The sequence below is a fragment of the Paenibacillus sp. FSL H7-0735 genome (assembly GCF_038008505.1).
GTDB classification, from domain to species: domain Bacteria; phylum Bacillota; class Bacilli; order Paenibacillales; family Paenibacillaceae; genus Paenibacillus_AQ; species Paenibacillus_AQ odorifer.
The window spans coordinates 826,768-851,523 of sequence record NZ_JBBOZH010000001.1 but is presented as its reverse complement, the minus strand read 5'-3'; the positions used below and the strand labels follow the sequence as shown (position 1 = coordinate 851,523).

The window sequence follows — 24,756 nt, the reverse complement described above, 5'->3', positions numbered from 1 at the left end:
CCTCATTCAAATTACACGCCATTGTCCTTCTAATTATCAGAAAACCATGGTTCAATTTTTTCACTAAAAACTTATCATTCAGAACATTCCCTATTAGAATTAACGCCTCAGGTGAAACAATGCTGAATGGTTCTGTCGAGGGTCGCTCACCGTTAACCAATTGGTATAACCTTTACTTCATGACTCTTTTCAGTTCAAATTGTGTTGCCTCTAATAGATAAGTCTGTCATTATTCACATCCAAAAAACTTACGGTTATAGCAAGTCCTGTATAAGAGTCGGAGATACTTAATACTTTTACTTCATCATTCATGCTTAAACTCGGCATATCCATTTTATAAACTCTATAAAAAGAGTCATTATTATAGTGTACTTCTGTAATGTTATAAAGCGGAGCTTCTAGCTCATATTGATAAACAGGAGAGTAGTGTTCAAACCCTTTTGATAAAAAGGAATCTTTTTTGATTATAATTTCATCACCAATAACGCTTTGCCCTGTTGGATATTCTGAAGCATCATTATAAGAATTCGCAAATCCTAAAATTTTTTTAACTTTCCAAGTTCCATAGAAGAACTTCTCAGTTTCACTATCCAAATCCTTACTTCCTACAAATGGTTCAGATGTATTACTTGGAATAAGATTATCTTCTTTTCCGGCATCCATTATTGGTTCAACCGTAGCGATATTCTTTGCAATTCCATCATCTTGATTTTTAATACCGATACATTACTACATCCAAACAGGCAGACAATATAGTCACGAAAAGAAATATTTTAACCCTCATGATTCACCCTCCAAACACCTGTTCATTTTATCTCGTTCTCAAACGCAGAAACCGGTAGTCTCGCTTGTTTTACGGTCCTCCTTCTCTAAATTCATACAAAAACCGAGAAAAAGCACTTCTTTTAAAAGTGTCTATTTCTCGGTTATCGTGTATTTATTCGTTATTTAATTAGTTAGGTTACCCTTCCATCGCTCTAATAGATTCATCCACCTTCACCATCATGGAACATTCGACCCTCTTGCGGAAGACGTCACAGCTGAAGTCATAGGTACCAATTAAGGAACCCGTCGCGTGCAGTGCATTGGCAGGACAACCACCGCTGCAGTAGAGTTTAGCCCAGCAGTCTTTGCATTCCGGCTTCGAGTAGCAGTTGCTCTCTTTAAATTGACATTGCAGCTCTGGCTTTGTGATGCCATCCCAGAGGTTCCCCATGCTATACTCTTCATCCCCTACGAACTGGTGGCAAGGAAAAAGCTCTCCCCAAGGGGTGACAGCAAGATATTCCGTTCCTGAACCACAGCCAGTGATTCTCTTCTGGATGCAAGGTCCTTCCGAGAGGTCAAGCATGTAATGATAAAAGGTAAACCCCTTGCCTTGTTCACCGCGTCCGATCATTTCCTTAGCGAGAATTTCGTACTGGTTATATATCTCCGGGAGGTCCTCCTCGGTAAGTGCATAGGGTTCCCTTGGATCACAGATGACCGGTTCCATCGAGATTTTGTCAAAACCAAGATCTGCGATATGAAATATATCATTGGTGAAATCGACATTGTTACGAGTGTAAGTTCCCCGTACATAGTACTCTTGGTCCCCGCGCTTACGAACGAATTCCTTGAACTTCGGAAGAATATGATCGTAGCTGCCTTTTCCGTTAACCGTTTGGCGAAGTCGGTCATGAACCTCTTTTCTTCCATCCAGGCTTAATACGACATTGTACATTTCCTGATTTAAAAACTCAGTGACCTCATCGTTCAGCAGCATCCCGTTCGTCGTAAAGGTGAAGCGGAACTTCTTTTTGTATTCTTGTTCTTTGCTTCTTGCATAAGCTACGATCTGTTTAACTACTTTCCAGGCCAAAAGCGGCTCCCCGCCGAAAAAGTCGATGTCCAGGTTGCGATGATGACCCGAATTTTCAAGCAGGTAATCGATAGCTTTTTGTCCAACCTCATAGCTCATGATTGCTCGATCTCCGTTGTATTTCCCTTGGCTAGCGAAGCAATAATCGCATGACAAATTACAGGTATGCGCAACATTGAGGCAGAGTGCCTTAACATAAGTTTTTCGTTTTTTTAAATCAAGCGAGAGGTTCTCATACTCATCTTTTGTAAAGAGCTGTCCCTCATTTATAAGCGCCTCGATATCCACGATGGTTTCTCGAATTTCACTCTCAGAAATGCTGGAATCGTGCTTATATTTCTCTAACATCATTGTCACGATTTGATCGACAGAAGTTTTCTCATAATCCGCTATAATTTCATATGCTAGGTCATCAACAACATGCACCGAGCCACTATAGGTATCGAGCACGATATTGTATCCGTTTAGTTTATATTGATGAATCATACTTACTAATCAAGCTCCTTTTGCACACAAGTAGAAACGGCTTTGCCTTCCTTTAGAGGTAGCATCCATTTCTTAAAAATAGCCGCCCATCAGCAGAGCAATGGGCGGTAAAATTCCGAATCCTATCTGTTCATTGCATTTTCACACTTCTGGTTTGCAACGCCGCAGGAAGTTTTACAAGCGGACTGGCAAGAGGTCTGGCATGCGCCGCATCCACCGTGTTTTGCGGTATCCATCAGTTTGCGGGTGCTTAAGGTTACGATTCTTTTCACGTTAAATAACTCCTTCTGTAATTTCTTGTGATCACTTTCACTTAATTTCCATGGAACATCGTAGCAACATCACGCAAGTACGTCTATGATGCCCGTCACCTAACAGAGTAGAGAGGGCTTAAACATAAGTATCAACGTTAATTTTCGTGCAGTCTTTCATGCTTGTGATCGTAGGATGCGGTAGCAGGAACCAGAGTCAGGGCAATACTAAAAAAGTGAAACAAAAAAAGAGACGGCAATAATGCCATCTCTTCAATAAAACACTTGTATTTTTCCATTGATTTTCCGGTCAAATAAGTATCAATAACAATTTTGTATCATACGTGACAGTAAAGTCCAATAAATATAAGGATTCATCACACTATATCCTTGCTTACCAGTAGACCGACAATCTCCGATTCCATATGCACCATATGTGGACATCCCTCCCATTGTCTGGCTTTTGTTAAGATAACAAGTCGCTTAGAATAAGGAGATTTTGTATGGAGTGTTTCTTAAATATTCAATGAAGCTATTTATTTTCATTTTACTACGCCTTAGTTCATAAAAATATTGCAATTGGATGCTAACTTCATCTTCTCGCTCATGTTTAAATCCGCTTTTTCCCAACTCGTCTGTCCACTAAGGCTAGAATATTCAATAAGATATCGTCGCTTTCTAAGCTCTCCTCTATGGAAATAGATAAATACTTAGTAGCTATAACAATAAAGTTCGATTTACTTAATAATGTCTGAGCTGACAAAATATCCTTTGCAACTTCTGATATCTTTCTGCTTCTTGCAATGACTATTAGACGATCCTCCGGGATTGTCCCGTACTATCTTTGCTAACCGCTTCAATGTCTTCATGGTTGATAGGAATTTGGAGATCTGAATCATTCTTAATCTCCTGCTCCGTCTCATACCATCTAATTGAGCTAGTCTATCATTCATATTGAGTACGTTCTTTTTATCTACCGAAATATAACAACTCCCTGATTTATCGGGTAAATAACGGTAACTGTTTGCGCGATATTCAACCCTACCGTATAACGCAGGACAGGGAAAACTCTCTAGTTGTTGCTTCAATTTGCTCCAGGACATGGGTCCTCCTATGTTCTATATTATTAATACCTGTTGAGGCGGTCATTCTAAATATTCATAATAAAATTCCAATAAAACCCAAATAAAATCTTGATATAAAAAACAGAGGAACAGCTTGATGGATTTGGTTTTTGTCCCAATCTCCATTCATCCGATCCTCTAATTTATTCACGTCATATTCAATTTCTAGCACGGGTTTTTATGGAGTTATACCCTCATAAACCAACAAAGATACTGATTCAACATGTGCTGAGTAGCAGGGAGTACAGAATGATTAAGCAGGATCCTACTCATACACAATCATAGTAAAGTGCCCTGTCATTCACTTGAGCGGCTATCTGATTAGAAATTAATAAATATATCATCTGCTTTAGATTTATTCTCTGCCTCGATGAGTTGCATGTATTCTAATGCGTTAAAGTAACTTAATGCTACTAATTTACTGTTTCTCCTTTTGCTAAAACCACGTCCGAAAGTCTGTTCTATCTTGAAAATATTTCTTTTTAACTCCGTTTCATCTTGTAAGAATATACCTTGTTGGTTTTCAAAACTTATTGCTAAATTTATAGGTTTCTTAAAATCATCCATTAACTGCTCTTCTTGAGTAAAATTTAAGTCGCGTACTAAAATACTCTTTTTGTTTAGTAACAATGAGAGTAAATTTTCTATTCTCTGCTCTTTTATCAGAAGTATCGAAAACTGGCGACTGTTCTTAGAGGAACTTTTTTTATGGTATTTACCTATTTCAGGATACTTTATGGAATATCTTTTTCTAATTATTTTTTCGGCTTTTTCAAAATCGAACCTATTTGCTCTTTCATTCTCCTTCAGATTAAGAATCTCCTCACTACAATCAAAGATGAACATACGGTTATAAATAATCTCAAGATAACTTAATAAAGTCACATCCTCGTGTGGGTTAACACCGGATGCATCAATATAATTAATAAATTGCTTAATAATCGGATAAACAAAGACTTTATCAAACAACTGTCTGTCAGTTTCATAATAGAAGTCTAACATATTTAAATAGATAGGTAGGTTCGTGCTACAGAAAATACTTGTAAGTATTTCCTCTCGTTTTTCATGGTTATATATTGCTATAGCACCAAAGTAATCCATGAATGATTTGTGTGCCCATTTGTACTTAAGTCCTATTTTTGAAAATAGAGGAACTGTCTCTGTCAAATCCTTTAATATATTCTCTTCATCAATTTCTTTAAAATATTGACTTGATTTGGCTTCACTTATAAGTTTTAATACTTTATTTTTATCATAGTCGTTGTTATTTTCTTGTACACAAATAAATCCAAGTTTCATTAAAACCTTTTCCATATTCCTTTTAGTTAGACCACTATATTTATCTCTTTTTAAACTATCTTTAGACAAATCGTGTAACTCAAATAATGCGTCATAAACCTTTTCATAAAATTCTATTTTTACAGTAGGCAAATCCTTCTGATGCTTAAAAGTCAAATATAAAAAGGATGCTAGTAAAGGATTTCCTAAAAAGGATTCCAAGTCATCAAATTGGTTATTCTCAAGATGCTCCTCAATATGTTTAGAAACATCCTTGGAAAGGTCTAATTGTGTAATAGCATCGAATTTTTCAAATAACTTAAAAGCCTCATCTTTGGTTAAATCCAGAATTTCAAATTTTTGAAATTGCCCGAAACTAGTGAGTGAATCATCTGGTCTAGATGTCAAAATAAATGTATTATTTGAGGCATGTCCAATAAACTGCTTCAAACTTTTAGTCACATATTGCTTATGAAGAAAAGGTATTTCATCATATCCATCTAGAAAGAAAATAAAATCCCCTCTATTTATTATTTCAACAATAAACTCCTTGTTATGTTCATCCTTTAACTGATTAATTTTTTTAAAAATAAGCGATACAACATCTGGATTTTCATGTAATTCTTTCAATTCGATGAATATCGGTATTCCTACATTTTGTTCTATTGATGAAATAAACATCTTTTTCATCAAAGTTGACTTTCCCATACCTGCTGAATCTTCAACAACTATTTTTCTATATTTTTCAACAAACGTAGAGTTGTAGCCATCAACTATAATTCGTTCTCTCTTTTCTTCTGAATAAATTGTCACAGGAATATATATTTGTTCTAGCTTAATTTGCTGTTGTCCTAGGGCGATAATATTAACTGATTGATGTTCTTCATAAGAATTAGCTAGATAGCTATGAAAAACATCAAAAACAAACGATTCTAATTTTTCATTCAGTTCTCCCTTTTTCTTTATAGTCTCTAACTTCGGTTTTAACCATGTGTTAAGAACATGTTTTATTGGTTCAGCCAATAGAGTAGAAGCAGTAGTAATAATTGTTTTTGATACCAACTCATCCATATTTTAATCACCTCAACAAATGTTTTCCTAAGATATATTCGCTTAGAAAACGCTCATCCCCTCCATTTGGAATATATAGTTGTCGAATATTGGGGCGAAAGTTTTAATTATATCAAGAAAATCTATAAAGAGCAGACTCCCATTAGTAGATATTCATAAGCCCCCTAATTTACCCAATAAGATTCTTGGTATACTTAATGAGCAAATTCGACTTTTCATTATAATAACAAAAAAGAGGGGTTCGCCCCTCTTTGCTATTTCCGCCAATACATCTCAACTATTAGTCACTATTAGTCATTCCTAACCAACAGTGAGAAACATTCCACATGTGTCCAGTATACAGTGAAAACAAAACATGATTATGTCTGAAGGAATAGTGTTTGCTCTAAAATATATATCGGGTCATTCATCAAATTAAAGCACAGAATGCACAAAAAAAGGGAATCTCAGCTCCCCCAATTAATCTCATCTAGTTTTTCCAAGAATTCCATACCTTCATCTGGTTCAATCATTTTTATGAAATTAGCCATGCCATATAAGTATTCTTTAAAATACGATTTGCTTTCAGATTCATTTTTTTTCAAATGACTATAAACACCAAATTTTTTACAGTAATAAATATGTTGTTCAAGTCTTTTTTTGTATTTTCTTTTTACTTTTACATCTTCATTTACAATTAATCCAGTTACCTCTTGCATGTTTTTATTCGTCTGTAATCTTAATTTTCTGTAATTAATATCAAATCCTTCATTGATTATAATAGATTTTATTGTTTCTATATATTTCCTAATATTTTCATCACCTGATATAGTGATGTCGTCTGCATAACGTGAATAGTCAGCATTCATCTTTACTGCAAGAGCCAACAATCTCTTATCCATTCTTTGGCAAATAATATTTGCAATGGACGGGCTGGAAGGCGCACCTTGAGGTAGAGCACCATTGAATGTAGTCAATGCAGCTAAAGAATATGATATTTCTTTTGTATAACCGTTATGGTAAAACATATAAAATACACGCTCAAATTTTATACTAGGAAAAAAATTTTTAATATCTATGTTAAGAACTAATTTTTTCTTCGTATGTATTATAGCATTATCTTTAATATTTCTTCCTTTCACAAATCCATATGCATTAGAATGAATAGCAAAAGAAGATAAGATATTATCAAGTATCCATCTCTGTATTGTTTTCATATTATAGCTAGGTGTTGAAATAGTTCTAAGCGACCCGTTTGATTTAGCTATTTGGTGTTCCTTATAAAATTTATTTGAACTAATAATATAATATCCTAGTATATTACTTTCGATTCCCATTAATAATGATAAATGTTTGTTGTCAAATATAACAGGTAATCCATGATCAGCTAATTCTTGCGCATACTGCATACAAGTTTCTTTATACCTTTGTCCATATCCTTTTTTTATTAACATTGCTTCCATTAAGTTTAAGTCCATGACACCCTCATTTAAATAGTCAGCAGCTTCTACTCTGATCTAGTTTTTTAAAATACCTTTAACTTGTTTTGAAAATCTGCAAATTATTGATGTGGTTTTCATAAATTATTTGCAACTACAACGATTTTTGTTGTAGTTGTGAAAAGTAGCGATTTCCTGCTTTTCACATATCAATTAAGTAACATTAATAACGATAGAGACTCTCTACCATATCTAGAAGACTACTGACTATTACATAATAGTTTACCTGATTTTTTTTGTAAATCCAATTGGAATATATACTTCATCAAAACTCATTGATTTTTTTGTAAATATACTTTTAACTTCAAACGACTCAAAGTAATCTATGTTTAACATATTATACTCTTCTAATAGCTTTAAAGCGGTTGAAGTAAGTTTATAGTACCCGTCTAATGCTAGCAGGTTTTCCTCTTGAAGCTTATTAATTAAACTTTCTACCTGAAAAAAACTTAGACCAAAACTATCACTAATTTCACTATACGAGTAGCTAGCCTGAACCGAATTAAAATACACCAATATCAGTAGATATTTATAATCCAACCTTGCTCCCCCCACCCTCTCTTTTAACTGATAAGTTTTGGTTTGATCTGGACTGTTTTTTATTTTTTCTATTTAATTGTGTGTATCTTTTAAATAAGGAATTCCATTCTTCTTTCTTCCCAGAAAAATCTGTATGATACCAAAAAGAACTGATAGTATTATTAGGTATGTTATGAGAAAACCCTACCAATAATTGGCTATCCCGAAATCCCATAATATTCTGATGTCCTTTTCCCCAAATTGTTTCTTCAAAATTATTAATTAGTATTCTATGCGAATCATTTAAGAATTTATGGTCTTTGAAAATCTTATCGTACTTATATTCTGCAATTACTTTTACATCAAGTTCTTTTTGAGTATCTAAATACTCATTGATCATTATCTCCGCTGTTTCAGTAATTACAATAAGTCTTATGATAATTTTTCGTCCAATTAAATCGCTCTTGTTTTCTTTAAGAAAAGTAACAATAGTCCCTCCAGTTCCAGATATGTCATCAAAAAAAATTAATGTAGAGATATCGTCATCAATTTGATCTAAACCAACTTTTATTGTATCTTTGTACAACTCTATATCATTTTCTTTAATAACTTCCTTTAGGAGCATTGTCAAATCAAAGGAACTGTTTGCTCTACCATCTTTAGAAATCATAGGAATAATACAAATACTTTCAAGAGCATAACTACCTAGAACATCTACTAATTGACTTTTCATCACTTCTTTAATTTCTCTTTTTGTAAAGAAAATAAATTCTGAAAACAGATGCAACAAAATCTCCTTTATTTCCTCTAAAGTAGTGTTTTCTAACCACGATACCAACTTACTTTCTATATCCTTAGTATAACGCTCTTCTTGACCATATTTCTCTATAAAAACCTGGGCGACCTCATTTATGTTCATTTTGACCCCTCGAATAACAAGTTTGTAAATAACTCTTTGCACTGAACCATTATTTAAATGGTTGTATTCCCAATAACTTTCATTTTGGATTTAATCTTCAATTACGTGTCCCCGATTTGAATCCAGAAATACAGCCATTTTACTTGTAAAGAGCTGATTTTCAGAGGCATAGACATAAGTATCATTTAATAATCTATGAATACAACCTCAAAATCTATATGCAACTCATCAAACATCCACTAATATGTACAGAATTTTTCATTATTTTACTTGAAACACGATAAGATTAATTATATCATTCCCCAACCATTACCAAGCTACTTTTTTATTATCCCCCCACCGAGTGCCTAGTGAAAAAGTTAATACTTTTGTGCTAAAGTTAAGGCTCATAACCTCCTCCTAAACTAAAAATTTGACTAAATCCTTTTGTACGCACAAAGAAGCCTCTATCATAATGTTAATGGGGGCGAGAACAAGAAGAGTGATATTTCTAGATTGACATAGAGAGAGCCAGTATACCTATTCCCCATCAAAAATATGCTTGATAAAGCCCCACCTTCTTCATAAACACAAAGGCTAATGCACAGCAACACTTGAAAGAGCTTGCTAGCGTCACAAAGAGCCTGAAGAAGCTTAACAATGAATTTCAAAACCTCTTGGAACTCTACTCAAAAAAAATTATCGGTATAGTGCAGTTCAAAGCACAGAATAAACATATCCAAACGGAACAAGGTAGGATTTCCAAAAGGAAGGCGATTGTAAGCCTACTTGAAACAGAAAAAGACACAGAAGAACAACTCCGTGCCTTTAGAAAGCAAATATCTCGATTCACCGAACTTGACATTGGCGATGAGCAAGTCTTGAAGCAGGTACTTCAAAGACTTATACAAAAAATCGAAGTTATAATGAAGACGGTTCAATCAAAACCATACTTTACAACATATCCCGTCCTCAATCCGTAAGGACTTTAGAACAACAAGGGATGCAGGAACTAATCCTGCCCATTCCATTTTAGTAACACTGTACACTCCACATGGGATGAGTGTCGGTCACTGTAAATTAAGCCGTAAGAAGAGCGGTGGCGGCAAACTTGTAATGAATGTTTACCGAACCATCCGCTTGAACTTCAATCCTATCAACCAAACGATGCACCATTTCAGGAGTAAGTTCCTTAAGCTTCATAAACTGCTTGAGTTCTTTCTTCAATCGAGCAATACTTTCCCCTGTACTTTTATTCCCATGTTGAGACTGGAAGCCGTTTAACTGTTCCTGTAGGCTGTACAGTTCAGCATTTCCGCTCTCCGTTGCTTCCTTATACTCTATCTCAGTAATCGTACCGCTCGCCAACAACCTGATTAATCCTGTCTTTTGTTCCTTCAACTTTTCAATACGTCTTTCTAGCGATTGTATTTGCTTTTCAGTTTGCTTTCTTGCTTGTTGGCTCTTTACCTCAAGCCGCCCCATAATCTCGTTCTCATTAAGAGTCTTGGCACTGTTCCGAATGTCGCTCAAGACAACCTCAATGAGTTGCCGTTCCTTCACGCTATGCTGGCTACAAACATGCTTTCCGTGCTTATAGTAGTTACCGCAAACATAACCTTTACGGTAATGGACGTACCATAGAGCCTTCCCACAATCAGCGCAGTAAAGATAGTTTGTAAACAGATGCTTCTTAGCCTTGGGCTTTGCTTGTTGTCGCTTTCGCCTCTCCATATACTGTTGGACGGCTTCAAAATCTTCTCTTGAAATTATAGCTTGGTGGGCGTTTTCAATAATGATTTGCTTTTCCTTTGGAATTTCTTCACGTACTTTTGACGTGACACTAACTGTTGTCTGCCTTCCTTGAACTAAGTCGCCAACGTAATGAGGATTAGTCAAGATTTTCTTGATAGAAGTACCTTGCCAGTATAGCCCTGCGTTTTTCTTGCCGACAACTTGGGCGGGTGTTGGAAATCCTTCACGAGTTAAGGTACGTGCGATTGCATCGAATCCTTTTCCCTCCAAGTACATTCGGAATATCCGCTTTACATTGTTGGGGGTGTCGTCCTCCGCAAGAACAAGCCTTCCGCTGTTCAGCCTGTACCCGTAAGGCGGAACTGAACCCTTGAACTCGCCTTTTCTTGCTTTACTACTGAGGGCGGCTTTAATTCGAGTGGACGTTCGCTGTGATTCTTGCTCGTACATCCAAGCGTATAGCCCGAACATTTCACCTTTACCCTCTAGCGTGTTAATTGCGTTGTCTAAAGTGACAATATGAATACGGTTCTCCATCGCTATATCCCTAATTTGATAGGAAAGACCACCATTACGAGCAAGTCGTGATAGTTCTTTTGCCGCTATAACATCAAATTTTCGTTCTTTGGCATCCTTTATCAGACGTTGCAAGTTTTCTCTTTTACCAGTCGTTCCACTCTCAACGTCAATATAGAAATCAGATACATCCCATCCTTGTTTCTCAAGGTATTCATAGAATAAGCTTCTCTGATTCTGCAATGACGTTTTTTGCTCTTCTTTATCTGTCGAAACACGAATATAAACTGCACATCTCATAGTTACGCCGCTCCTTCACTATGAGATGTATTGGCGTTGCCTTCATTATACTGGGAATTGGCTTCTTGTTCTAGCAGTCTGTCAATTTCCGAGTACACGAGCGGCATAAACAAGTCTAGGAATACTGCTCCATCATCATAAGTGCGTTCTACATTCATTTTCTGCTCCCCCTTGGGCGTGTTCGCAGTAACCATCGCACCGGGAGGGGAAAAAATTGCGGTTGGATGAATATTTTTTTCAATCGGCATAACCCGAATCCGCTTTTTAAATGAAAGTCGCAAATATCTCAATTTACAGATAAAATCAACGAATTTTACGATTAGCGAAGTTCCCACAAAGTGCAATAAAGCTTAGAAATTAGTTACCTTCGTTCTCTCTCCCCTTCCTGAACTAAATGTCCCGTGTTTATCGGATGATTAAAGATTCTTCAATATTTCTACGCGCTTTTGTTAATCCTGCAATCCGCTTCCTTATATTGTGTATGTAACAAATTCACAACCGAAAGGGGCGGTCATCATGGAACGCTTATTCACCATCCGTGAAGTCATGGACATACTGCAACTATCTTATACAACGGTTTATGGCATGTGTCATAACGGACAACTCCCAAGTTGCAAAGTCGGTGGCTCAATTAGGATTCCTCAGGAAAGTCTCAGGAACTTCATCCTCAATAACACTACGGGAGGTCAGCAATAATGGAAGACATGAAAACGTATCTAGGTCGCTTGTACAGTGCAGACGAGGTAGCCAAGCTATTGAGCATTGATATGAATACCTGCTACAAGTGGCTTGGAGAGGGACGCATTAAGGCAATGAAATTGGGCGGCTCTTTATGGCGTGTGCGTGAAGCCGATTTAAGAGCCTTCGTAGAGCTATCAATCAATGAGGGGAGACGCTAGTCATGAAGAAGTATTACACGGTCTCACAAATTGCATATAAGCTATCTGCTCACAGTCGTAGCCGAATGGTAAGCGAAGATGCAGTCTACGGATGGGTTAAGCAAGGTAAGCTACATGTTGAACGAATCCCCGGCAATATCCGGGGCGTAGGTAAATATCCGTTCTGGATTGAAGAATCTGACCTAAAGGCATTTCTACGGGAAATGAACTATGACGTGGATAGGCTCTTTCCTGACAATGACTAGCCGTCCGAATGGTAATGAACACAAGAAAGCCCCTGCTGAGTCATGGCAGGGGCAATAAGAAGGAACGTGTACCCTCATTATAGGAAATTCCTACTGCAACTGAACAATAGGTTGCAACGATTACTAGCACGAGAGGGTTGTTTTTTTACCCTCTGCTGTCACTAACTTATACCATTCCAAGGGGGAACAGGACATGAAAGAAATATTGAGTCGCAAAGAAGTCGCAAAAGCTGTTGGAGTTAGCACTAGAACTATTCTGAGAGCCATACAATCGCGTCAGCTTGACGCTGTGAAGATAGGTGAGGGTAAGACCTGTTCTTACATGATAAGCCGCTCAGCCGTTGTAGAGTACATCCAGAGAAGGGGGCGGAAGTAATGAAGGATAGATTCATACTCTACCATAACGGATTCTACTCCCTTCCGAACGAAGTTGCATGTTGTAGCCGCTTGACAGGTGATTCATTGAAGTTGCTTGGGCTTATTGCCAATCGCGTCAATACCGCCGAAAAACAGGGCAGAGAACTGAAAACTGTTGCCATGTCGAGACTTCTGCTAAAGAGAGTATTCGGGAACAGCGTTGACAGGACAGTTAAGAACTACGCCAAACGATTGAAGGAACTTGGGTTTATCGAGTCTTATTCCCTTCGAGGTGGGGACGGTGGAGAGTTCATATGTACCATCAATGACTGCCCTGAAAACAATCCTCATGTGCTTCTGAGCCGTATTGAAAATGAAGTGATTTACCTCACTGAATTGCAATCAGGACAGGAAGCGGATGCCTTGCTAGAAGCCTTCACAGCCGCTATTGAAGTCGTGGAGCATGATTATGTCATAAAGTTAAAGAACGCCGCTGAGAACGAACGTGAGACGATTCTAAAAGCATACGGCAATTATCTGAGGGAATCCCTTCAAGCTAACGGAAAGATTTGCATAGGTGTCAATCAAACTAAGATAAAGACCAAGAAAGACAAGCCTTTACCGACAGAGACAGCCTTACCCGATGATGTGCAGTTATGGTCATATCCAGAGTTTGAAAGTCACTTCCTCAGAGAGTACCGAAAAGTTACAGGGAAGAATCACACCACCAAGAGTCGTAAGACGGGTAAAACAGTCGAGGACTGTATTAAGGACTTACAGCACCATTATCGAGACCATGAGAAGGCAGAGCGTAAGCCGATGATGAAAAGTCACATTGAAGCGTTCTTCGTAAACTATCCGCCATCTGAAAAAATTACTCCGACAGCTTTTCTCATGGCGGACTGTGATGCTCTTTATAATGTCCAACGCTACCTAGAGACCGGAAGCAAACATACCCCGTATGAAGAACGGTCATTCAAGGACAATAAGAGCATGAGTCAAGCTGAAATGAAGGCACAGCAAACAAGAGAAGCAAAACAGGAAAACAAGGGGATGTCGCTTGAAGAACTAATGAGAAGACTTAGTGGTTAGAGAGAAGGTCGAAAGGAAAATAAATTTCATACACAAGGAAAAATTTTTCCCTGCACATGGAATTTATTTTCCTTCCAATCGGATTTTCAAGGAATTATTTTTCCACCCCCTGCCCGTTTTACATAGGTGATACCTGAGCATTTCGCTTCTCTAAGAACTTACATTAAATAACGAGAAAAGAACTGAAAACAACGTAGTACGGACTAATCAGGAGTTCAAGGTTATTGTAAAGCGGCGGAATAGGAATGATTACTTTTTACGTTGACTCCTTTATCTTTTCAAGCCTCCTGTTCTCTGATTCCACCAAGTGCGGCACAGCCGCCATTATCAAAGCTTCCATTGACCCAAAACGTTTACCAGTAAAAGGACAGATGAAGTTGGGTTTCACTTCCAATCGTGCAGATTCCGCCCCCTTGGGAACAGTACCCGTAGAAGTACTGCTCTCGCCCCTCTTTAACTTCCGGAGCGGTTGACTCGTCAAAGTTTGCAAAGATATTCCAATACTCCTCCGCTTCCTTTCTACTCCCCCCAATTATCCCTATGATTGAGGTCGCCTGATTCAATGATAATATCAGCGGCTTCTATGGTTGAATTTACTTTATTCATAAGACTTTGAATATATGCCGCTACCGTCGGAGGCGGTCGCCCTAAGACAGATAATTAAGAAGCTAAACAAAGCTATCAAGCTCCATGGGAGCGAAAAATTAACGGTAGCATAAATTGAGGAAATGACAGGCGTAAGCAAGAGTTCACTTTACAGTGAACTTAATCGAAGGAAACAAGAAGGAACAAATGCGATTGAAACGGTCTAAGAGCCGTAGAAGGCTTATAAAGACTGATAGAAGCAGAACCACCTTTAATGTGCTCCACAGGGTTTGTACGGGCATCTAATTAAACCTACCGGGTATCGAATGAATTATTTGTTTATGTTGAGACAGAGTTTACCCTTCTCTACCCCGTACTAAATTTTTCTGAAAGGGCGTTGTACGCACTTTCTTATTGAGTGAGTATGTTCATTCACCTTCATTATATGGTACAATTTACCTACGTCACTTTTCTGTGGGAGGGGACTTTGTGTACCAAAGACTTATAAACAATATTCTCTATGTCATTTCAATTTCTTTTCTTGTTGGCTCAATATACGCATACGTTTTTGTAAATGATGATTTTACTTGGTTGTCATTATTTGGTACAGATGGTCTAACATTCTTCGGATTGATTATCGCATTAATTACTATGGTGGCAATGAAGATTCCAATAATTAAGAAATTATTCGGATGGATGTTGCTAAGGTTTAACTTCTCGCAGATAGATAACAGAACGGAAGCAATAGTCAATATTTCTTCTGATAAAAACATTGAAAATATAAAAACAATATTATCCGCCTCTCTTACGAATTGTAATCTATTCAAAAATAATAACTTTGATGTTAATCAAAATACGGACTTAACCTACAGTATCTATCACAGAGGGATGGCGGCTAACATTATTATTAAAAAAACTGCCCCTTCTATTTACCGTGATTTTGACGAACAAATCGAAGATAATGTTTGGAAATTAGAGATAAATGGCGGTAACGTGTTCCATAGGATGGAAAAAAACATTAAGTTCTTTGTTAATAATTTTCTTGAACAGTTATCTCTAGAACATACTAAACTTGAGAAAATTAATCTGACAATAACCAATGAAAATACAGAATACAATTTGAGTGATAAAGGACTTCTCATTGACCCTAAGAAATATAAAATTAGGTACTCAAGTGTTGAAATTGCTTCAAGCCCAAACACTACTATCAGCATCAATAGCACTTCGGGACTCTCAATAACTTCAACAAATAAAGGTGATTTTTCTAATGCTATGGATGCATTAAAAAATATACTAATCAGCTAGTAGTCTGGAGGAAAATATTGTGGGGAAGGTCATTACCATAAGTAGCATTACAGAATTTCCTGATAACTTCGAATCTACAGCAGTAGGTCAGGAAACAGTAATAATTGAAGGAGCACAAGCAGTAGCGGAAACACGGATTCATCCTGCCGAAAATAACGATGTAGATAACTTCAATAAATACATTATAAGGCATAATCAAAAGTTTGCTATTGAGGGCACTGTTTTTGGAAGAGATTTTCGAGAGATTCTTAGAACATTTAATATTTCTGTTTATAAGAAAACAGGCTTAGACTATGCTCTAACAATAGGTAATGCCAAAGGGAATATCGCTAGGTCAGCTTTTAATAGACTTAGCGGACAAACAGCAGTTAAATGTTACCCCATCGAAATTGATTTAATTCAGGCTGTTGAACGAATTGTTCTAAGCAATTCAGGAATCTTAATTAATTCCGGTTGGTTCAGCAGATTAAATCTACCCAATTTAAATAACGCATTGCTTCAAGGTGATGATGTTAACCGTGGCGCAGACTGGCAACGTTTCAAGCAAACGCAAGGGGCATCTTTATCCAATATAGAACTGATAGTCCATGATACTGCTTTCCCAAATGGCTATATTCTAATTTCACTCAGTCAGCGAGGTTTTCTATTCTGCAGAAAAAATCTGTCCAACGATAAGTATCTTGAGATAACCGAAAGAATTCTAAGAATTATTTTTCCTTAAACAAAGAACCAACAGCAATTGATTACATAATCGATTACTGTTGGTTCTTTTGTTTTCCGCCAATACACCTCAATTATTAGTCTTTCCTGACCAACAGTGAGCAACACTCCACGTGCACCGTATGCGGGAACATGTCCACCGGAGTTACCTCCACTGTCTTGTATCCGCCATCTTCGAGCACCCGCAAGTCTCTTGCCAGTGTCGATGGATTACACGACACATACACCACACGCTCCGGCTTCATTGCAAGGATCGTTTCAAGTAACCGCGGGTCGCAGCCCTTCCGAGGTGGATCGACCACGATAACATCCGCCGTAATCCCTTGCTCTTTCCAATTCGGAATGACATCTTCAGAGGCACCAACCTCGAACACTACATTCTTCATCTCATTTAACTTCGCATTCGCCCGGGCATCCTCAATAGCTTCCGGTACAATCTCCACACCATATACCTTAGCTGCATGCTGCGCCAGGAAGAGGGAGATCGTACCGATGCCGCAATAGGCATCGATAACCGTTTCGTTGCCAGTCAGTCCGGCATATTCAACGGTTTTACCGTACAGCACTTCGGTCTGTGCCGGGTTCACTTGATAGAACGAACGCGCTGAGATAGCGAACTGTACATCGCCGATGTAGTCATAGATGACGTCTCTGCCCCACAGGACGCGGGTTTCGCCACCGAAGATGACATTCGTACGCTGAGTGTTGACGTTCTGGCAGATGCTGACTACATCCGGCAGCTGTTCGCGGATGCTGCCGATCCAGGCGTCCAGATGCGGGATGTCGCGGCCGTTGGTTACGAGGACGACCATCATTTCACCTGTGCGGAAAGCTTTCTTCACGACGACATGACGCAGCAGGCCACGGCCGGTTTCTTCACTATAAGCAGAGATGCCAAGTTCTCTGCCGATATCTTTCACCTTGCGCACAACGTCATCATTATCTTCATGCTGAATCAAGCAGGTTTCCATATCGATGATACGGTGACTTCCGCGTGCGTAGAAGCCGCCCACAAGACCGCCTTCTGTAACCCCAATTGGCACCTGTGCCTTATTGCGGTAACGCCAAGGCTCGTCCATGCCGAGTGTAGGGCGAACAAGAATGCCATCTGTCTGAGTTACTCCAGCGCCATCAGTCGTACCATCCACGATGCCACCATCGTTAGCACTATCTATCTGACTCTCAACAGCTTCATTCTCTTTGCTCTTTCCGCTGTTCCCGCCACCAGCCACCCGAAGCTTCCCAATCCGCTCCAGGTTGTCCACGACCAGTTGCCGTTTCCACGCCAGCTGAGCAGTGTAGTCCATATGCTGCAGCTGGCAGCCGCCGCATTGGTCATAGATCTCGCAAGGCGCCGCGATACGGGCGCTGCTCGCTTCTACTATATTCAGCAGTTTGGCGTAGCCATACTGCTTTTTGGTCTTGAGCACCCTTGCCCGGACTTTCTCTCCGGGAAGGGCTCCCTGCACAAAAAGGGTAAAGCCTTCTACGCGGCCTACCCCTTCACCTTCATGGGTCATGCCGATAATATCGAGCATAACCTCATCATTTTTATTCACAGGCAGTCCGGCGACAGGCGCCTTGCCGGCTGGGCGGCTGGTGCTGCGTCCACTGCGGTGTTTACTCATTATTTATTGTTCACTTCTTTCATTATCATCGCTGTATAATCCCACACTCTTACTTTCAAATAACCTAATTATTCTGAGCAAAAATCCGCAGATGCTGCGGCAAAATCCGAAAACGACCCGGAAGCTCTCCGCCAAGTTCTCCATCCAAGTTCAATTGGACATGCCCTGGAGAGATTACATCCATTGCATCCGTACGGAAATACACAACCTTTTTATCCTGCAAATGCTCGCCACGAAGGGCCAATCTAACCAAACGGACAAACTCTGCCAGGTTGCATTTTTTAACCGCAATAACATCTAACAGACCGTCATCGATTCGAGCGCCGGGAGCAAGCTTTTCAAAGCCGCCGACAGAATTCGTATTTGCAATCAGGAACAGCATGAACTCATCATGAATAACCTCCTGCCCATTGGCACGAATGATTAGTTCCTGAGGAGATAGGCTGACCATTTTTTCAATACCTTTTAAATAGTACGCAAGCTGCCCTATCATGGTCTTCAGCTTACTGGGAACTTCATAGGTCAGTTCGGTTAGACTGCCACCGCCTGCTATATTAATGAAATAACGATCATTGGCTTTACCGATATCAATCGGACGCGACTCTTGACGAAGGATCAAATCAACGGAATCTTCCCAATTCTTCGGGATCCCCATCGCACGTGCAAAATCATTGGTAGTCCCAAGTGGCAATACGCCAAGCGGGGGGAGATTAGGTTTCTCCGCCATACCATTGATAACCTCATTTAAAGTGCCATCCCCACCGGCTGCTATGATTAGATCATAACCGCGCTCTACTGCATCCGCAGCAGCTAACATAGCATCGCCTTCTCCGGTCGTTGCATGGCAGGAGGCTTCAATGCCACCCGTATCCAGCCGGTCCAAAATGTCGGCGAGCCGCTTCTTCATTTCTTCCCGTCCAGAAGTGGGATTATAAATCAATCTCGCAGTTTTCATTACCGGAACGCCACCTGTTTTTTATAATAGAATAACCTAATTGATTATACCTAATTCGGACCACTACAATCAATGTCAGAGGACATTAATCGTAAATATTCCATTATACAACAATTCACGACACCTTATTAGGCAAAAACAACTATATATATGTCTATGCAGCAAATCCCGTATTATCCACGGAAATGGGCACTATTTTTCATGATTAAGTGGACTAAAAAGGAAGCTTTTTAACTCTTTTTTCGAATCTGTTCGAGGAGTGTCTCTACCTGTCTCTCAATCCAATGCGGAAGAAGCGGATGCGGCAAAAGCGTCTGGCCAGAATACTTATAGGTTAACCCTTTAAGTCTGTTCGGAACCACATGTTTAGTGAAATAACCTTCACTCAAAAAAAGCGGCGCCACCAACACCTCGTGACCCTGCTCCTGCCAATACTCCACTTTGCTTCTTACACTGTCCGGATTCAGCAGACCGTAATCGGCCGCCGCTACGCCGCTCACCTCACGTACACGTCCTGCCAGTGAAGAGATACCCTGCTGCCAACGCTGGCGGAAGCCCTCATAGATGCTGCCATGACCCACCAGCAGAATTGTCTCACGTTCAGGTTCCGTAGACAGCTTACGAAGCTTGTCCCAGATCATCACAGCGATGTCCGGGTCATCGTCGACAGGATAACCATAGTGAACCTTAGCCTTCACGTGGAACGGCTCTAAATCGGTCTCACGTTCAGGTTCAGGTTTAGCCCCAAGTGCATATTCTATTTCATCGACATGTGTGCTTCCCGAGGAAACGAACAATGGGATCACAATTATATCTGTGACCCCTGCATGTTCCAGTTCATTTATTCCATCTTGAATCAGACGGCCCTCTACCAGCTCTAAAAAAGAGACCACCACTGGCATCTCTTCATCTAGCGATAATTCGCTTACGGCCTCTTCCACGATCGACACCCAAACCTCGTCGCGGGAGCCGTGACTGATAATAAGTACGCCCGGTACCATAAATTAGCGTCCCAAACGTTCCAGCGTTAATTTATAACCATCATTTCCGTAGTTCAAGCAACGTTTTACACGGGAAATAGTAGCTGTACTTGCTCCTGTCTCTGCTTCGATCTGATTGTAGGTCGAGCCTTTGCCGAGCATACGCGCTACTTCCAGTCGTTGCGACAGCGATTGAATCTCGTTCACGGTGCACAAGTCATCAAAGAAAACATAACATTCTTCCATATTCTTTAATGTTAAAATGGCTTCAAATAATTGGTCTATACTTTTATCATTTAACTTCTTAAGTTGCATCAATTTTTCATCCCCTAAAAGTTCTATCAGCATTAGTTTCTCTGATTAAGCTCCGTACAAAACTAGCTCCGGAAACATCAACCTAATGTCACTATCCTGCCTTTACTATATTGCACTGGAGCGCATTTTTCAAGCATTAACGATTTCACGCTGTAAAGAACGAAAATGATGGACAAACGTCCACCCCACGCGCACACCATTTATGTACCCCAATACAAGTATTTTTCTCTACATAAGAATTATCGCCTACACTATAGTACTACAAAAGCGCCGAAAATCAAGCTCGTACACGGTTTCTTCACTACTTTAGCCTGTTTATAGGCATACGCCCTTTTCCGCTCCTATCCCTATTACCCGGGCATTCGTCTATACCGTATGTTCGCCCATGACATACAGTATAGCAGACCACTAACAAAGGAATGTGATATTATGCCTGATCATTACTATAATCATTCCCGCCGGAATCAGCGTTCACTGAGCGATTCGTATAATGCCTCTGCCTACCCTGGCCTCAGTTCATATGCGCCCTCAGCTCTCCCAGGTGAGACCGGAATCCTTCCTGCTTTAGGAGCAGAAGCTGCCACCGAAACTGCGCTGGCGCTCCCTGCAGCTGAAGCTGCAACAAAGGCAAGCGGCGGGCTTGCCGGACTGCTCAGCGGCTTAGGAGGCGGTGGCGGAATTGGTGGGAATATGGAGCAAATCAAAGGTATCATCGATCGTATGGGCGGCATTGACGGGATCGTAAACTCTATGGGTAAAGTACAAAAGGTGATGTCCGGCTTCCAGCAGATGGCTCCAATGGTTAAGCTGTTCATGGGTAGCTTCGGTAAAAACAAAGGCGCAGCAGGCGCACTAGCCGCCGAAGAGGATGCCGCCCTGTACAGTCCTAATCGCCGCAAAAAAAAGCGTTCCACCTCACCCCGTCGCAAATCTACTACAACTACTCGCCGGCGCTCTACTTCTTCCACCGGAAAACGTCGCCGCAAATAGCGGTGACGTTTTCTAGCTATGCACCAGAAAAACAGCAATTCTCGCGGGAAAGAGATTTGCTGTTGGCGCTTTCTGCTCTATTCTTACTTAAACCAGCCACTCCGTCGGAACCATCGGAACATCCCAAAACCAACTACCAGCATAAACAGCAGCACACCAAAATAACCATACTTCCACTCTAGTTCAGGCATCTTCACAAAGTTCATCCCGTAGATCCCGGCGATAAGCGTCAGCGGCATGAATACGGTCGTGATTACCGTTAGTGTTTTCATAATCGAATTCATCCGGTTGGAATTGAGTGAAATGTAGCTGTCACGCAAATCCGCGGTCATTTCCCGATCAGCCTCAATCATATCGGAGAGCTTTAGCAGATGATCATAAATGTCGCCAAAATAAATCCGTTCCTCGCCGTTGCTCTGGACATGCTGTGAATTCACGATCCGGTACATCAAATCGCGCATTGGCACAATCGTCCGCCGCATTTTGAGCAGCCTTCCGCGCACGCCAAACACTTGGCTCATCAGTTCCTCAACCGACTCACTGCTGCCGCTACTCTCCAGATCCGCAAGCTCGTCCTCTAAACTGTAGAGACATGGAAAATACTTGTCCACCAGCTTGTCCATCACCGTATAGGCAGCTGCCATCGGCCCACCCGACCAGCCTTTTCGACTATGTATTTCGCTCTTCACTTGTTCCCACGCTTCATTCATCTCTGCTTTTTCCTGATGGTGATAGGAGACAAGAAAGTTCGAGCTTAAAAATAAGTCAACCTCCTCAGCATCCAACGTCCGCTCATTCAGCGCATGCAGCACAAAAAACTGCACATTCTCATAATGATCCAGCTTCGGCCGCTGTAACACATGCATACAGTCCTCTATCGCCAAGGGGTGAAAATGAAAATATTGATCCAGCAAAAGCGTCTCTTCTGGCGTAGGCGTAGCAAAATCTGCCCATATCCAAGCATAATCCTCCAGCCGGATATTTTGCAGAGGGATCTCTGTCAGCACCTCACCTTTATGTGTGACAACAAGTGTACGTATCATAAATGTTCCTCCGCTTCATCTTCTTCCACGCCTCTATTGTACAGCAAGAAGACAAGTCTTCCAAAAAGCAAAAAACATAACCAGCAGCACCGCTTAAGCTAGACTAAAAAACATTTGGTGCTTCGTCGTTCGTTAATGCTGGATTCATTTGTGTAAGGGTGGGGGCTGGGGGCGAGCTATCCTTATTCTCTGCTGTCGGTATCGGGTTTATGAGTGAGATGAATTCACAGCTGTGAATTACTATCGCTATTTTTACTAATTAGTTGGTGAAAAAGTGCTCCTTTGGGATGGTAAACAACCCTTCGATCGTAAGCAAGCTGGACTTGAATTCGCAAAAGGTTGAGTCCATCGCCTAGCGTTCATTTAACGTAAGTAACATATGTTTTACTTTGGGCTGGTAGTGATTTGTGGGATTGGGATGCAATCCTTGGCAGGATACTGTGAATATAGCGATGCTCATGGACGGCAGAAAAGCAGGGAGAAAGAGAATAGGGTTGGGTTGGGTTGGGTTGGGTTAATTTGGCCAGGTTACGTTACGATGGATCGGGCTGAGTTAGTTTGTACTAGGTTACTTTACGATGGACTGGATTAAGGTGCGCTGGGTTCCCTTGAAATGTGTTACGTGGGACTATGCTGAAATGAGGTAAGTTGGGCTGCGTTGAGTTAGTTGGATCTAGGTTACTTTACGATGGACTGGATTAAGGTGCACTGGGTTCCGTTGAAATGTGTTACGCGGGACTGAGCTGAGTTAATCTGGGCTAGGTTACTTTGCGCAGGGCTGGACTTCGGTGCGCTGGGTTCCCTTGAAATGTGTTACGCGGGACTGGGCTGAGTTAGTTTGTACTAGGTTACTTTGCGATGGACTGGATTAAGGTGCACTGAATTTCGTTGAAATATGGTAAGTTGGGTCTGCGTTGAGTTGATTTGTGTTAGGTTGCGTTACGATGGACTGGATTAAGGTGCGCTGAGTTCCCTTGAAATGTGTTACGTGGGACTATACTGAGTTAACTTTGGCTAGGTTACTTTGTGCAGGGCTGGACTTCGGTGCGCTGGATTCTGCTGAAATGAGGTAAGTTGGACTGGGCTGAGTTAGTTTGTGCAAGGTTACGTTACGATGGGCTGGATTAAGGTGCGTTGGGTTCCCTTGAAATGTGTTTAGTTAGGCTGGTCCACCTTCATACAAGTCAGGTGCCGTCATTCTAAGGCATTTATGCCTTTCTTTCTGCTTCTTCGACGAAGTGTCTCCAATTCTAGGGCAGTTATGCTCTTCTTTTTGTCACCACCCTCGAATTTCGTAAATTCAGCGGGATTTATACCGTACATTCCCCCTCCATCGCCAAACTCCATCATTTCTACGGGATTTATACCGTACATTCCCCCTCCATCGCCAAACTCCATCATTTCTACGGGATTTATACCGTACATTCCCCGTCCGACGCCAAACTCCATCATTTCTACGGGATTTATACCGTACATTCCCCCTCCATCGCCAAACTCCATCATTTCTACGGGATTTATACCGTACATTCTCCCTCCAACGCCAAACTCCGCCATTTCTACGGGATTTATACCGTACATTCTCCCTCCAACGCCAAACTCCGCCATTTCTACGGGATTTATACCGTACATTCCCCGTCCGACGCCAAACTCCGCCATTTCTACGGGATTTATACCGTACATTCCCCGTCCGACGCCAAACTCCATCATTTCTGCGGGATTTATACCGTACATTCCCCCTCCAACGCCAGACTCCGTCATTTCTACGGGATTTATACCGTACATTCCCCCTCCAGTGCCAAACTTCGTCATTTCTACGGGATTTATACCGTACATTCTCCCTCCAACGCCAAACTCCGCCATTTCTACGGGATTTATACCGTACATTCCCCATCCAACGCCAAACTTCTTCACTTCTACGGGATTTATACCGTACATTCCCCCTCCATCGCCAAACTCCATCATTTCTACGGGATTTATACCGTACATTCTCCCTCCAACGCCAAACTCCATCATTTCTACGGGATTTATACCGTATATTCTTCACTCTCCTCATGTCCACATAACAAAAAAAGATGTCCGCAGCCCAATGGCTAACTGACATCTTT

The 24,756-nt window shown here is 40.6% G+C and carries 24 protein-coding genes and 1 pseudogene; 9 read left to right on the top strand and 16 right to left on the bottom strand.

The features are described 5' to 3' along the window. Nucleotides 1-210: 210 nt before the first annotated feature. From NSS82_RS03790 to NSS82_RS03755, 8 genes and pseudogenes are all read right to left on the bottom strand, one after another. Nucleotides 211-663, bottom strand: coding sequence for a hypothetical protein (locus tag NSS82_RS03790; protein WP_256718378.1), 453 nt, complete (start codon nucleotides 661-663; stop codon nucleotides 211-213). A 298-nt stretch (nucleotides 664-961) separates the two neighbouring features. Further along, nucleotides 962-2,347, bottom strand: a complete 1,386-nt coding sequence (gene scfB, locus NSS82_RS03785; protein ID WP_076272118.1) for a thioether cross-link-forming SCIFF peptide maturase — start codon at nucleotides 2,345-2,347, stop codon at nucleotides 962-964. 122 nt (nucleotides 2,348-2,469) lie between these two features. Further along, the gene (gene scfA / locus NSS82_RS03780) at nucleotides 2,470-2,619 is read right to left on the bottom strand and encodes a six-cysteine ranthipeptide SCIFF (protein WP_076098734.1); all 150 of its coding nucleotides are present in this window, start codon (nucleotides 2,617-2,619) and stop codon (nucleotides 2,470-2,472) included. 528 nt (nucleotides 2,620-3,147) lie between these two features. Beyond that, nucleotides 3,148-3,701 (bottom strand): annotated as a pseudogene (locus tag NSS82_RS03775) (SF0329 family protein); the annotation flags it as partial. A 342-nt stretch (nucleotides 3,702-4,043) separates the two neighbouring features. Continuing rightward, on the bottom strand, nucleotides 4,044-6,071 hold the full coding sequence (locus NSS82_RS03770; RefSeq protein WP_076272117.1) for an NACHT domain-containing protein: 2,028 nt from the start codon (nucleotides 6,069-6,071) through the stop codon (nucleotides 4,044-4,046). Nucleotides 6,072-6,517: 446 nt separating this feature from the next. Next, the gene (locus tag NSS82_RS03765; RefSeq protein WP_178944172.1) at nucleotides 6,518-7,513 is read right to left on the bottom strand and encodes a retron St85 family RNA-directed DNA polymerase; all 996 of its coding nucleotides are present in this window, start codon (nucleotides 7,511-7,513) and stop codon (nucleotides 6,518-6,520) included. A 258-nt stretch (nucleotides 7,514-7,771) separates the two neighbouring features. After that, on the bottom strand, nucleotides 7,772-8,089 hold the full coding sequence (locus tag NSS82_RS03760; protein WP_076272115.1) for a FaeA/PapI family transcriptional regulator: 318 nt from the start codon (nucleotides 8,087-8,089) through the stop codon (nucleotides 7,772-7,774). Next, nucleotides 8,079-9,029: a phosphoribosyltransferase-like protein gene (locus tag NSS82_RS03755; RefSeq protein WP_256718377.1), complete on the bottom strand. Its 951-nt coding sequence runs from the start codon at nucleotides 9,027-9,029 to the stop codon at nucleotides 8,079-8,081. Before NSS82_RS03755 ends, NSS82_RS03760 begins: the two co-directional genes overlap by 11 nt. A gap of 551 nt (nucleotides 9,030-9,580) precedes the next feature. On the opposite strand from NSS82_RS03755, the gene NSS82_RS03750 reads away from it, so the two are divergent. Continuing rightward, nucleotides 9,581-9,949 carry a hypothetical protein gene (locus tag NSS82_RS03750; protein WP_256718376.1) on the top strand — a complete coding sequence of 123 codons (369 nt, stop codon included), beginning with the start codon at nucleotides 9,581-9,583 and terminating at the stop codon, nucleotides 9,947-9,949. Between the two features lie 97 nt (nucleotides 9,950-10,046). Here NSS82_RS03750 and NSS82_RS03745 read toward each other — a convergent pair whose 3' ends face one another. After that, a complete protein-coding gene (locus NSS82_RS03745; RefSeq protein ID WP_341109710.1) occupies nucleotides 10,047-11,537 on the bottom strand; it encodes a recombinase family protein in 1,491 nt (496 codons plus the stop codon). Between the two features lie 2 nt (nucleotides 11,538-11,539). Further along, the gene (locus NSS82_RS03740; RefSeq protein ID WP_341109709.1) at nucleotides 11,540-11,695 is read right to left on the bottom strand and encodes a hypothetical protein; all 156 of its coding nucleotides are present in this window, start codon (nucleotides 11,693-11,695) and stop codon (nucleotides 11,540-11,542) included. Nucleotides 11,696-12,053: 358 nt separating this feature from the next. Here NSS82_RS03740 and NSS82_RS32635 point away from each other — a divergent pair, with 358 nt between their 5' ends. From NSS82_RS32635 to NSS82_RS03715, 7 genes are all read left to right on the top strand, one after another. Next, nucleotides 12,054-12,233, top strand: a complete 180-nt coding sequence (locus NSS82_RS32635) for a helix-turn-helix domain-containing protein (protein ID WP_185134724.1) — start codon at nucleotides 12,054-12,056, stop codon at nucleotides 12,231-12,233. After that, the gene (locus tag NSS82_RS03735; protein WP_341109708.1) at nucleotides 12,233-12,436 is read left to right on the top strand and encodes a helix-turn-helix domain-containing protein; all 204 of its coding nucleotides are present in this window, start codon (nucleotides 12,233-12,235) and stop codon (nucleotides 12,434-12,436) included. Before NSS82_RS32635 ends, NSS82_RS03735 begins: the two co-directional genes overlap by 1 nt. Nucleotides 12,437-12,438: 2 nt before the next feature. Beyond that, on the top strand, nucleotides 12,439-12,681 hold the full coding sequence (locus tag NSS82_RS03730) for a hypothetical protein (protein WP_341109707.1): 243 nt from the start codon (nucleotides 12,439-12,441) through the stop codon (nucleotides 12,679-12,681). A gap of 193 nt (nucleotides 12,682-12,874) precedes the next feature. Next, nucleotides 12,875-13,057, top strand: coding sequence for a helix-turn-helix domain-containing protein (locus NSS82_RS32630; RefSeq protein ID WP_445668223.1), 183 nt, complete (start codon nucleotides 12,875-12,877; stop codon nucleotides 13,055-13,057). Continuing rightward, nucleotides 13,057-14,130: a hypothetical protein gene (locus tag NSS82_RS03725; RefSeq protein ID WP_341109706.1), complete on the top strand. Its 1,074-nt coding sequence runs from the start codon at nucleotides 13,057-13,059 to the stop codon at nucleotides 14,128-14,130. Before NSS82_RS32630 ends, NSS82_RS03725 begins: the two co-directional genes overlap by 1 nt. Before the next feature lie 1,074 nt (nucleotides 14,131-15,204). Continuing rightward, entirely contained in the window at nucleotides 15,205-16,020 is an 816-nt protein-coding gene (locus tag NSS82_RS03720) for a hypothetical protein (protein WP_341109705.1), read from the top strand. 19 nt (nucleotides 16,021-16,039) lie between these two features. Continuing rightward, the gene (locus NSS82_RS03715) at nucleotides 16,040-16,741 is read left to right on the top strand and encodes a hypothetical protein (protein ID WP_341109703.1); all 702 of its coding nucleotides are present in this window, start codon (nucleotides 16,040-16,042) and stop codon (nucleotides 16,739-16,741) included. A 76-nt stretch (nucleotides 16,742-16,817) separates the two neighbouring features. On the opposite strand, the gene rlmD is transcribed toward NSS82_RS03715, so the two are convergent. The 4 genes from rlmD to NSS82_RS03695 all read right to left on the bottom strand — a co-directional run bounded on the left by rlmD (nucleotide 16,818) and on the right by NSS82_RS03695 (nucleotide 20,618). Then, nucleotides 16,818-18,368, bottom strand: a complete 1,551-nt coding sequence (rlmD, locus tag NSS82_RS03710) for a 23S rRNA (uracil(1939)-C(5))-methyltransferase RlmD (RefSeq protein ID WP_341109702.1) — start codon at nucleotides 18,366-18,368, stop codon at nucleotides 16,818-16,820. A gap of 64 nt (nucleotides 18,369-18,432) precedes the next feature. Beyond that, nucleotides 18,433-19,323, bottom strand: a complete 891-nt coding sequence (locus tag NSS82_RS03705; RefSeq protein WP_036680719.1) for a diacylglycerol kinase — start codon at nucleotides 19,321-19,323, stop codon at nucleotides 18,433-18,435. Between the two features lie 230 nt (nucleotides 19,324-19,553). Further along, nucleotides 19,554-20,324 (bottom strand): sirohydrochlorin chelatase, encoded by a 771-nt coding sequence (locus NSS82_RS03700; protein WP_076104152.1) that lies wholly within the window; start codon nucleotides 20,322-20,324, stop codon nucleotides 19,554-19,556. A 3-nt stretch (nucleotides 20,325-20,327) separates the two neighbouring features. Next, entirely contained in the window at nucleotides 20,328-20,618 is a 291-nt protein-coding gene (locus tag NSS82_RS03695) for a YerC/YecD family TrpR-related protein (RefSeq protein ID WP_019913624.1), read from the bottom strand. Between the two features lie 429 nt (nucleotides 20,619-21,047). Between NSS82_RS03695 and NSS82_RS03690 the strand changes: the two genes are divergently transcribed. Next, a complete protein-coding gene (locus tag NSS82_RS03690) occupies nucleotides 21,048-21,608 on the top strand; it encodes a hypothetical protein (RefSeq protein WP_038568686.1) in 561 nt (186 codons plus the stop codon). A gap of 83 nt (nucleotides 21,609-21,691) precedes the next feature. On the opposite strand, the gene corA is transcribed toward NSS82_RS03690, so the two are convergent. Both corA and NSS82_RS03680 read right to left on the bottom strand, forming a co-directional pair. Further along, nucleotides 21,692-22,651, bottom strand: coding sequence for a magnesium/cobalt transporter CorA (gene corA / locus NSS82_RS03685; protein WP_036680727.1), 960 nt, complete (start codon nucleotides 22,649-22,651; stop codon nucleotides 21,692-21,694). Between the two features lie 1,194 nt (nucleotides 22,652-23,845). Further along, nucleotides 23,846-24,664, bottom strand: coding sequence for a hypothetical protein (locus NSS82_RS03680; RefSeq protein ID WP_341109701.1), 819 nt, complete (start codon nucleotides 24,662-24,664; stop codon nucleotides 23,846-23,848). Between the last annotated feature and the right edge of the window lie 92 nt (nucleotides 24,665-24,756).

Coding starts and splice junctions, on each gene's coding strand:
- NSS82_RS03740 (WP_341109709.1), bottom strand. CDS start 11,695: ATGAATGTAGAACGCACTTATGATGATGGAGCAGTATTCCTAGACTTG.
- scfB (WP_076272118.1), bottom strand. CDS start 2,347: ATGATTCATCAATATAAACTAAACGGATACAATATCGTGCTCGATACC.
- NSS82_RS32630 (WP_445668223.1), top strand. CDS start 12,875: ATGAAAGAAATATTGAGTCGCAAAGAAGTCGCAAAAGCTGTTGGAGTT.
- NSS82_RS03730 (WP_341109707.1), top strand. CDS start 12,439: ATGAAGAAGTATTACACGGTCTCACAAATTGCATATAAGCTATCTGCT.
- NSS82_RS03690 (WP_038568686.1), top strand. CDS start 21,048: ATGCCTGATCATTACTATAATCATTCCCGCCGGAATCAGCGTTCACTG.
- NSS82_RS03700 (WP_076104152.1), bottom strand. CDS start 20,324: ATGGTACCGGGCGTACTTATTATCAGTCACGGCTCCCGCGACGAGGTT.
- NSS82_RS32635 (WP_185134724.1), top strand. CDS start 12,054: ATGGAACGCTTATTCACCATCCGTGAAGTCATGGACATACTGCAACTA.
- NSS82_RS03790 (WP_256718378.1), bottom strand. CDS start 663: ATGGATGCCGGAAAAGAAGATAATCTTATTCCAAGTAATACATCTGAA.
- NSS82_RS03770 (WP_076272117.1), bottom strand. CDS start 6,071: ATGGATGAGTTGGTATCAAAAACAATTATTACTACTGCTTCTACTCTA.
- NSS82_RS03745 (WP_341109710.1), bottom strand. CDS start 11,537: ATGAGATGTGCAGTTTATATTCGTGTTTCGACAGATAAAGAAGAGCAA.
- corA (WP_036680727.1), bottom strand. CDS start 22,651: ATGATACGTACACTTGTTGTCACACATAAAGGTGAGGTGCTGACAGAG.
- NSS82_RS03725 (WP_341109706.1), top strand. CDS start 13,057: ATGAAGGATAGATTCATACTCTACCATAACGGATTCTACTCCCTTCCG.
- NSS82_RS03695 (WP_019913624.1), bottom strand. CDS start 20,618: ATGCAACTTAAGAAGTTAAATGATAAAAGTATAGACCAATTATTTGAA.
- NSS82_RS03680 (WP_341109701.1), bottom strand. CDS start 24,664: ATGATGGAGTTTGGCGTTGGAGGGAGAATGTACGGTATAAATCCCGTA.
- NSS82_RS03705 (WP_036680719.1), bottom strand. CDS start 19,323: ATGAAAACTGCGAGATTGATTTATAATCCCACTTCTGGACGGGAAGAA.
- NSS82_RS03765 (WP_178944172.1), bottom strand. CDS start 7,513: ATGGAAGCAATGTTAATAAAAAAAGGATATGGACAAAGGTATAAAGAA.
- NSS82_RS03735 (WP_341109708.1), top strand. CDS start 12,233: ATGGAAGACATGAAAACGTATCTAGGTCGCTTGTACAGTGCAGACGAG.
- rlmD (WP_341109702.1), bottom strand. CDS start 18,368: ATGAGTAAACACCGCAGTGGACGCAGCACCAGCCGCCCAGCCGGCAAG.